The following is a 9,432-nucleotide window of genomic DNA, read 5'->3' as shown; positions in this document are numbered from 1 at the left end:
CCGGACCCGCGCAAGCAAGGCTATGGCGGCGGACGCTCGATCAACCTTGCACTGGCCGAACGCGGCCTGCATGGCCTGCGTCTCGCCGGACTGACCGACGAGGTGATGCGGCTCGCAGTGATGATGCGCGGGCGCATGGTGCATCACCCGGATGGTCACACCGATCTGCTCCGCTATGGACGTGACGACAGCGAGGTGATCTGGTCGATCAGCCGTGGGCAATTGAACGTCGCGCTGATCGACGCGGCGGAAAAGGCCGGCGCACGCATGCACTTCAACCGCAGGCTCGCATCCTCTGCGTTCAATTCGCGGGTGGAGCTGGTGTTCGAGGACGATACCGATGCCAGCCACCACGCGCACATCGCTGCATCGGTGATCGGTGCCGATGGCGCGGGTTCGGCATTGCGTGCTGCGATGAACGACTCGACACCGTTGGGTGAGCGCATCGAAGAACTGGGGCATGGTTACAAGGAGCTGGAGATTCCGGCGCTTCCCGATTTTCCGGCTGCCTCGCTTGCCGCCGATACCGCCGCAGCACTCGCGCGCGGCGAGTCGTTCGCGATCGAGCGCAACGCGTTGCACATCTGGCCGCGCGGCAACTACATGTGCATCGCGCTGCCGAACGCGGCGGGAAGTTTCACGGTCACGATGTTCATGCCCAATCACGGCGATCCAGGATTCGACACACTCGCGACGCCGGCAGCCGCCCGTGATCTTTTCGCGCGCGACTTCACCGACCTGCTGCCGCTGGTCCCGGACTTCGAGCACGACTTCGTCGCCAATCCGGTCGGCATGCTGTCCACGCTGTATCTGGATCGCTGGCATCTCGGAGGGCGAGCGCTGCTTGTTGGCGATGCTGCGCATGCGATCGTGCCGTTCCACGGCCAGGGCATGAACTGCGGCTTCGAGGATGCGGTGGAACTCGCCGAATTGTTGACCGCACATTCCGACGACCCCGAGTGGACGTTTGCCGAATTCGAGCGACGACGACGACCGAATGCGGAAGCGATCGCGACGATGGCGCTGGAGAACTACATCGAAATGCGCGACTCGGTCGCAGATGCCGGCTTCCTTCTCCGGCGCGAGCTCGGCCGCGTGCTCGCAGACCGTCACCCCGATCGATTCATCCCGCGCTATTCGATGGTCACGTTCACGCGCATGCCGTACGCACGGGCGTTCGCGCGAGGCACCGTGCAGGATGCGTTGTTGCGTGAGCTGACGGACGGCAGATCGCACATTGCCGAGGTGGATCTCTCGATTGCCGATCAACGGGTGCGCGAGCGACTGACGCCTGTCGTGACGGACTGACCGCGCGCGCGATGCGACTCATGTCCCGATCAATCCGGGGTTTGCGTACTACAGGAGACCCATCCCACACCTGAGATCGTGCATGAACGTCCGTTGCTTCCTCGCCTTGTCGCTTTGTATTCCACTCGCCCACGCGGCGCCTGTTTCCGATGGTGCGCCGGGGCTTGCCGAACTCACCGGGATCACGGGTTCACTGGCACCCAACGATCTCGCCGAGCCCGGTTCGTTCGCCTCTGCCGTCGCGGATTTCAACGATGCGGACAGCAACAGCGACCTTGCGTTGCGCGTCTTCCCGATCAGCGGCGGTGGCTACTGGCTCACCGGGCGTCATGCCGGCAACACCTCCATCCTGCCGCCCTACCCGACTCTCACCGTCGCGAAATACCGGGCCGACGGCAGCTTCGATACAAGCTACAACGGCACCGGGAAAAAGAGCTTCGACACGCCGATGTCGTTCATCGTCGACGTCGCGCGCGGTGCGGGCGACACGCTCTATGCACTCGGCTCCTACACCGCGCCCGGATTCACCGACAGCGACTTTGGCGTCTACTGCGTCGATGCCGATGGCGACCCGTGTGCCGGCTTCGGGAGCAATGGGTTCGTGTCAGTTGCCCTCGATCTGGGCGCGGGCGCCGCCCGCCATGGCGATTACCCCAGCCGGATCACCTATGCCTTCAGCTCGCTCTATCTGGCCGGTTCGTCGGACACCGGCAGCGGCACCACGTCCAATCTCGCAATTGCGGTGGTCAAGATGTCCTCGACGAGTGGGTCGGTCGACGGCGGCTTCGGTGACGACATCAACCACCCCGGTGTCTTTCACTACAACCTCGACTTCCTTGCAAACGGAAATGACAGCATCGCGGATCTGATCGCCTATGCGCCTGCACCGTTCCAGGTGAAGCTGGTAATGGTCGGCGCGACCCAGCGCGCCCAGCTTGCCGGTGAGGACACCGACGGATTCATTGGTGCGATCGACGGACTCAGTGGACAGATCGATCCGTTGTTCAGCGGAACGGGCTTCCAGGCGGTCGCCGTGGATCTCGGCGGCGACCACAAGGACGGCCTCGACCGGGTGATCCGGCGCGCCAATGGCGGATTCGTCGCCGCAGGCAGAGCGAAGGATTCGAACGCATCCCCTGCCCACTACGAACTCGTGCTCGCCGCCTTTCGCGCCGACGGCTCGACCGACACGTCTTTCGCGAACAGCGGGCTCTATCATGACCTCGTCGTGAGCGGCACCAACCGCCCGTTTGGTTTGGCAGAACGCGCCCAGAATCGCGACCTCGTCGTTGGCATCAATATCCTTGACGACCTCTTCGGCGATAGCCATCCACTCCAGGCCGTTGTCCAGTTCGGTTCGTCGGCCCGCGTCCGGCACGCACTCGCCTTCCAGGATTTTGCTGGAACCCCGAAGAACTCGACGGGTGAGGACCTGGTGCTCGACAACAATGTCGTCGCCACGGCCGGTTACCGGCGGTGGGACCAATCGATCGGGGACTACGACATGACGATCGTCCGCTACGTTGCCACCGACAGCATCTTTGCCGACCGTTTCGGCGGTTCGTCGTCAGACTGATCGCACGACGATGGACGCGTCCGTCGGCCGCCAGGTCGGTCGACGGACGCGTACCACTTGAAGAGGCAGCGACACGGGCGGAGCGTTCCGGCAGTCACCCGACGTGCGATGCCCCTTCCGGATGTTTGAAGGGATCGGATTTGCGGCACACTCCCGGCCTGTTTGTTCCGCCGACACCACGGAGACCGGCCGCTTGGATCTCGAACGCAAACGTCATCTGTTCACGCTGTTGCGCGAGCTCATGGACGCGCAGACCGATGCGCGCCCGGGGTTGATCGATCTGCGCTGCGTCGACGACCCGGCGCTTGCGGCCCAACTTCGCGAGTTGCTCGCACGCGAGAACGGCGACATTCTCGATCAGTCCGCCTCGGACATTGCCGCGCGCATTGCAGGGGAAGACGACGCCGCAGAACCACTGGAAGGATCGATCGGCCCGTGGCGCATCGTGCGACTGCTCGGCCAGGGCGGCATGGGATCGGTGTGGCTGGCCGAACGGGACGGCGACGGCTACGTCCAGCAAGGTGCCCTCAAGTTGATCAAGCGCGGCATGGATTCGGATGCAGTGCTTGCACGCTTCCGGCGCGAGCGGCAGATCCTTTCGCGCCTGTCGCATCCCAACATCGCGTCCTTGCTCGATGGCGGCGTCTCCGAAGACGGACGGCCGTACTTGGTGATGGACTACATCGTCGGCGTGCCGCTCGGCGAATGGGCCAGCCGTACCGGAGCCGACTTCAAGGCGTGCGTCGATCTGTGCCTCGAATTGACCGATGCGCTCGCGCATGCGCACCAGCGCCTGATCGTTCATCGCGATATCAAGCCCGGCAACGTGCTGGTCGACGCCGACGGTCATCCGCACCTGCTCGACTTCGGCATTGCCAAACTGCTCGCGGAGACCGACGCGGATCCCACCGCGACGGCGGGGCGTTTCCTCTCGCGCGCCTACGCGGCTCCTGAGCAACTGGGCGGTGGAAACGTCACCACCGCAACCGACGTCTACATGCTGGGAGTGATGATCTTCGAATTCCTCACCGGCAACCGGTTCGCGAGCAATCCGTCGACCGGGCGTGTCACCTTGTGGGCGTCGAACGCGCGTGAACGCGCGGCACAGGGCAGTCCGCCCGGTGTAGCGCCCCGGGCGTTGCGTGGTGACACAGGCATCGTGCTTGCGCGTGCGACCGACGCCGATCCCGCGCGTCGCTACGCGACGGTCGAAGCGTTCGCCGATGACCTGCGAAACTGCCGCGACGGGCTGCCGATTCGCGCCCGCGCGGACAGCGCCGTCTACCGGCTCCAGCGATTCGCAGCACGCCATCGCATTGCGGCAGTGTCGGCCGTGTTCGCGATCGTCGCACTGGTCGCCGGCACGGGCGTCGCGCTCTGGCAGGCGCGCGTTGCGCGTGACGAAGCGCGCGGCGCAACCGCGGCGCAGGCGTTTCTTACGAGCGTGTTCGACGCGTCGGCACCAGACACCGCCGCCGGCGCGCGAGTGACTGCGCGTGAGCTGCTTGATCGCGGCAGCGAGCGCATCCGCAACGAACTCACCGATCAGCCGCGCCTGCGTGCGCAGATGCTGGTGACGCTCGGCACCCTGTACCGGCAGTTGGGACAGTTCGACCAGGCTGCCGCATTGCTCTCGGATGCCCGTCAAACGTTGTCCAACACGGATGCCGACCTGGATCTTCGCGCACGCGCGACGATCGAGGCGGCGGTGGTCGAACGGGAGCGAGGTCACTTGGCTGAGTCGGACGCACTGATCGCCGGCGCCGTGGCGCTGTCCCCGGACGGCGCCACCGGATCGCGTGCGCTGGTGGAACGGGCGCAATTGCGCGAAAAACAGGGTCGGTTCGACGAAGCGCTTGTCGACGCACGTGCGGCCGGCACCCTCGATGAGAGGCGCGGAACGAACGGTGCGGGCGATCGCGCGCGCGATCAACAGATCGAAGGCCTGATGCTCGAACGCCTCGGCCGTTTTGACGAAGCGATGGGGGTGTTCCAGCAGGCGATCGCGACGGCGGAAACTGTGTACGGTCCCGACGACACGCGCAGCGCGCAGATCCATGCCGATTTTGCAGTGGTGCTGGCCGGCAAGGGACGTGCAAAGGAAGCCGAAGCGGAGGTTCGCAAGGCGTTGGCGGTTCGGCGTCTTCGTCTCGGTGACGACCATCCCGCAGTGGCCGAATCCGAACAGGTCCTCGGCGCGGCGCTGCGTCTGCAGGGACGGACCGATGAAGCGCTCGCGGCGTTCGAAGACGCGCTCGCGATCCAGCGTCGCACGTACGGCGATCGCCATGCACTGGTCGCGAATACGCTCAACTCGATCGGTCTGCTCGCGATCGTGCGCCACGACTGGAAAAGCGCAGAGCGCACGCTGCGGGAAGCCACGACGATCCTGCGCGACCTTGGTCAGGACCGCACAACGTCGGCCGCGACGATGTCGAACAACCTCGGCAGCGCACTGATGCAACTGGGTCGATACGATGAAGCCGAGCCACTGATGCGCGGTGCACTCGCGTTGCACCTGTCGGTTCTCGGCGATTCGCACCCCGCCGTTCTCAGCGACTCCAATGGCCTGGCTTTGCTGGCGTTGCGGCGCGGGCATCCGGCCGAAGCCGAGCTCCAGGCGCGCCGCGCGGCACGCATTGCCGACGCGGTGCTCGGCAAAGGACGGGATGTTGCCAGCATCCACATCACGCTTGCGCGCGCGTTGCTGACAAACAGTCGCGCCGCCGACGCGTTGCAGCAGACAGAGATCGCCGAGCGCCTCCTGAACGAGGCGGACGCGACAGGCGATGTGCGGCACGCGCTGGCGTTGTCCACGCGGGCCGATGTACTGGTCGCCCTGGATCGGGCGGACGAGGCCCAAGCCATTGCCGACGCGGTTTTGAAGGAACGCGAGGCGCGTGTTCCGCAGGACGCGGCGGACCTGGCAGCGAGCCATGCGCTGCTTGCGCGCATCGCGAAAGCGCGGGGTCGCCAGGATGAACGCCTCCATGAGCGCGAGCAGGCAAAAGCGCTGTTGGCAACCATCCCCGATCCTGATCCCTGGCTTGCGAAAGACATCGCTGCCGATTGACGGAGCCGTGTAGGCCGGCGATGCTTTCCGCATGAGCGACGACTCCGCCGGCGACCGCAGCGTCACCCTCCTCCTCGCCGCGGCAGAACGCGGCGATGCCGGGGCTGACGCGCAGTTGTACGCACTCGTGTACGAGGACCTGCGCCGCTGCGCGCACCGGCAAGCGCGTGGCCATCGCAATCTGACGCTGTCGACCACCGCGCTGGTCAACGAAACCTGGCTGAAGTTGTCGCATTCGCAGTCGATCCTGCCATCGAGCCGTCTGCATTTCATGGCCGTGGCTGCACGCGCGATGCGCCAGATCCTCGTTGACAACGCACGGCGCGTCGGTGCGGAAAAGCGAGGCGGCGCGATGGAGTTCGTCACCCTCGACGAACGCGTTCCCGAATCGGGCGACGACGCCATCGAGATCCTCGCACTCGACAAGGCGCTGCGCTCGCTCGAACAGGTGGACGCGCGCGCCAGTCGCGTCGTGCACCTCCATTTCTTCGGTGGCATGAGCTTCGTTGAGATCGGCGAACTCGAAGGGCTCAACGAGCGGACCATCAAGCGAGACTGGCAGGCGGCCCGATTGCTTCTCGCATCCGAAATGCGTGGCGGCACCTGATTGCGGTGACCGATTGTTTTGATCGTGTGGGAATTGTGACCGCGGCTGACGCGCCTCGAGGACACCTCGACCACCCGAAGGGTCGGCCGATCGCGCCTTCTGCAGCGCTTCTCCGGCGGATGTGCCCGCATCGTCTGGCGAGACAGCAAGCGGATCGCTGTTCCATTCCGACCACCACCGGGACATCACGCGACTTGCGTCGGATCGGATCTTCGCCGACGGTTTCCAGTCGTCCAAGCAGTTGGGTGATTCGACGCCGCATGGTGTTGGCGCGCGCATGCCGCTAGCATGCGCGCGGCATGACTTCTTCCGACTTCCACGAAGGCCCCGCCCTGCTCGAAGCGCAGGCGCTCGCATTTGCGCGCAACGACGAGCCCATCTTCGGACCCCTCGATTTTTCGCTGAAGGCCGGCGAAGTGGTGTTGATCGAAGGCGACAACGGCGCCGGCAAGACGACGCTGCTGCGCGTGCTGTCCGGGCTGCTGGAGCCGACGTCCGGCGAAATCCGCCTCAACGGCGAGCCGCTCACCCTTGCCCTTCTGTCGCCGCAAGTTGCGTTGCTGAGTCATCAGTCCGGGCTCAAGCCCGAACTCACCGCGCTGGAGAACCTGCGATTCGCCGCAGGCCTGCACGGACTGCGAAGCGGCATTTCGCCCACCAGCGCGCTCGCCGGCGTCGGTCTCGAGGGCTACGCCGACGTGCCGACGCGGCAACTCTCTGCGGGGCAAAAGAAGCGGGTCGGTCTCGCGCGCGTGCTGATGGCGCCGGTCGGCCTGTGGCTGCTCGACGAACCGTACGCGAATCTCGATCTCGACGGCATTCGCCTGGTCAATCGCCTGCTGGAGAATCACGCGCACCGCAACGGCGCCGCGTTGATCACCTCGCATGGCGCCTATGCCTACACCTCCGGGACCCCACGCAGAGTCGCGTTGCGACCGGGTAGCGGCAATCGTGATGCCGATGGAGCGGCGTCGTGAAGTCCGGTTCGACCACCGCCGCCTGCGCCGCGCTGGTGCGCCGCGACGTCACGTTGATCTGGCGCCGGCGCGGCGATGCGTTGAATCCGATCCTGTTCGCGCTGATTGTCGTCGCGCTGTTTCCGCTCGCGCTCGGCCCGGAACCGGAAAATCTGCGGAGGATTGCCGCCGGCGTTGTCTTCGTCGCGATCCTGCTTTCCGGCCTGCTGGCGCTCGATACCCTGTTCCGCAGCGATTACGAAGACGGCTCGCTCGAACAACTGGTGTTGTCGCCGCATCCGTTGAGTCTTCTTCTGGCGTGCAAGATCGCGGTGCACTGGCTGACAACCGCCCTGCCGCTGATCGTCGTCTCCCCTCTCCTTGGCGAATTGCTGCACATCGCAGAACCCGTTCGCTGGGTGCTTCCAGGCGCGCTGTTGCTCGCTACGCCGTTGCTCAGTCTGCTGGGCGCGGTCTGCGTCGCGCTGACGGTCGGCATGCACCGCTCTGGCATGCTCGTCGCGTTGCTCGTTTTGCCGCTCTACGTTCCGGTGCTGATCTTCGGCGCCGGTGCCTGCAATGCGGCGCAGGCAAGTCTTCCGTTCATCGCTCCCCTACTCTGGCTAGGCGCCGCGCTGGTCCTCGCGCTGGTCCTCGCACCGCTCGCGTGTGCGGCGGCACTGCGCATTTCAATGAACTGAGTGACGGGTTCAGCGAATTGCCTGGGCTTGCGGTGATCATCTTGCACCCATTCATTGCAGACGTCGTCATGAGGCGTCGAGCGTGTCGTGCAGCACCTGCACAGAAGCATGGCTCAAGGGTTTGTCGAAGAAGCAGGGTCTTGCAGCCCTGCGCAAGACACGCGAGCCCGGCTTTTTGAAAGCCTCGCGGCAACCGGAGTCCAAGGTCGCGTGACCCGCGCCCCGTCCATTCTGAAGGTGGCCACGCGGAGCTGCAGAAATGCGACTTTTTTCTTGAACGCTATCCAACCGAGCCGGAGTGAGGCGCGCCCAGGTCCAACTGTCGGCACTAACGAGTCTCATCCATCGAGCCACGCGCCTCACCGCTGCTGCGCTGCATTCCACCCATGACTCTTGATGAAGCGAAGCCGAGTAGTCACGGTGTCATCGACGGAGCTCGCAGCCCCATTAAACGACGTCCAAGTCTGATCATTGCAGCGCGATCTCGAACGCATGACGCTCGGACGGACATGCATGCGGTTCAACCGGTCAAAGAAGAGTGCCAACCGCCATGTGACTGGCAACTCCGGTTGTACAGTCCTGCAATACGTCTCGAATCAAAAGGCCCCCGACTCTGCACGAAGTTGGCCAAAGGGGATCGTGTGCGAGGCGAAACCCGCCACAGGAACGAACGAGTTTGATTGCATCGAACCTTTCACGGCCGTGTTCAATCAGACCGAGACAAGCCCCGGATACGACCGCTCCTCTCGCGCAAAGATGAACGAACATGCTCGTAATTCATCAGCCCGCCAAACCCGAAACTGCGTTGTTCCAGCCGCCAAAAGTCACGATCTCACCGAATGGCGAGACAAACTTCGTCGAACAGGCAAAGTGCGCACCCGCGTCGGGCGCCGCCGTTACACCCTCATTTTCGCAGTGGTAACTCATACACCCACGGTTCCGCAGTGTTGCACCAAGGACTCGGGAGCGGAAAGGTGCTCTGAAAGCGGCCAAGCGTTTGATGTCGCGAAAGAATTTCTCTTGACGCTGGCCCTTGGTTCCTGAACGATGCCACGCAACACCCCGGATGCGGGGTCTAATACTAGTTATACCCCAATAGCCATGCGTCACCTTAGTCCAACATTTCTAGAATCAACTCTTCGCCGCGGCAAGCCGATCGAACAATTTCTCGGTGGCTACGAACGCGACGGCGAGCGACTGATCTCGTGGTT

The 9,432-nt window shown here is 64.4% G+C and carries 6 protein-coding genes; all 6 read left to right on the top strand.

Features of this window, described 5'->3' with window-relative positions; genetic code table 11:
- Nucleotides 1-1,308, top strand: a 1,308-nt coding sequence (locus ABIV12_RS01695) for an NAD(P)/FAD-dependent oxidoreductase (protein ID WP_348055586.1), incomplete at its 5' end; no start/stop codon positions are given.
- A gap of 82 nt (nucleotides 1,309-1,390) precedes the next feature.
- Nucleotides 1,391-2,884 (top strand): hypothetical protein, encoded by a 1,494-nt coding sequence (locus ABIV12_RS01690; protein ID WP_348055584.1) that lies wholly within the window; start codon nucleotides 1,391-1,393, stop codon nucleotides 2,882-2,884.
- A gap of 193 nt (nucleotides 2,885-3,077) precedes the next feature.
- The gene (locus ABIV12_RS01685; protein WP_348055582.1) at nucleotides 3,078-5,957 is read left to right on the top strand and encodes a tetratricopeptide repeat protein; all 2,880 of its coding nucleotides are present in this window, start codon (nucleotides 3,078-3,080) and stop codon (nucleotides 5,955-5,957) included.
- A gap of 31 nt (nucleotides 5,958-5,988) precedes the next feature.
- Nucleotides 5,989-6,564 (top strand): ECF-type sigma factor, encoded by a 576-nt coding sequence (locus ABIV12_RS01680; RefSeq protein WP_348055580.1) that lies wholly within the window; start codon nucleotides 5,989-5,991, stop codon nucleotides 6,562-6,564.
- Between the two features lie 299 nt (nucleotides 6,565-6,863).
- Nucleotides 6,864-7,541: a heme ABC exporter ATP-binding protein CcmA gene (gene ccmA, locus ABIV12_RS01675; protein ID WP_348055579.1), complete on the top strand. Its 678-nt coding sequence runs from the start codon at nucleotides 6,864-6,866 to the stop codon at nucleotides 7,539-7,541.
- Entirely contained in the window at nucleotides 7,538-8,221 is a 684-nt protein-coding gene (ccmB, locus tag ABIV12_RS01670) for a heme exporter protein CcmB (RefSeq protein WP_348055577.1), read from the top strand. Before ccmA ends, ccmB begins: the two co-directional genes overlap by 4 nt.
- The last annotated feature ends 1,211 nt before the right edge of the window (nucleotides 8,222-9,432 follow it).

The organism is Dokdonella sp. (assembly GCF_039926425.1).
Classification (GTDB): domain Bacteria; phylum Pseudomonadota; class Gammaproteobacteria; order Xanthomonadales; family Rhodanobacteraceae; genus Dokdonella_A.
The sequence above is the reverse complement of the archived record's forward strand: the minus strand, read 5'-3'. Positions and strand labels throughout refer to the sequence as shown.

What these genes read in the sequence shown, in the direction of transcription:
- ccmA (WP_348055579.1), top strand. Translation starts at nt 6,864, where the DNA reads ATGACTTCTTCCGACTTCCACGAAGGCCCCGCCCTGCTCGAAGCGCAG.
- ABIV12_RS01690 (WP_348055584.1), top strand. Translation starts at nt 1,391, where the DNA reads ATGAACGTCCGTTGCTTCCTCGCCTTGTCGCTTTGTATTCCACTCGCC.
- ABIV12_RS01680 (WP_348055580.1), top strand. Translation starts at nt 5,989, where the DNA reads ATGAGCGACGACTCCGCCGGCGACCGCAGCGTCACCCTCCTCCTCGCC.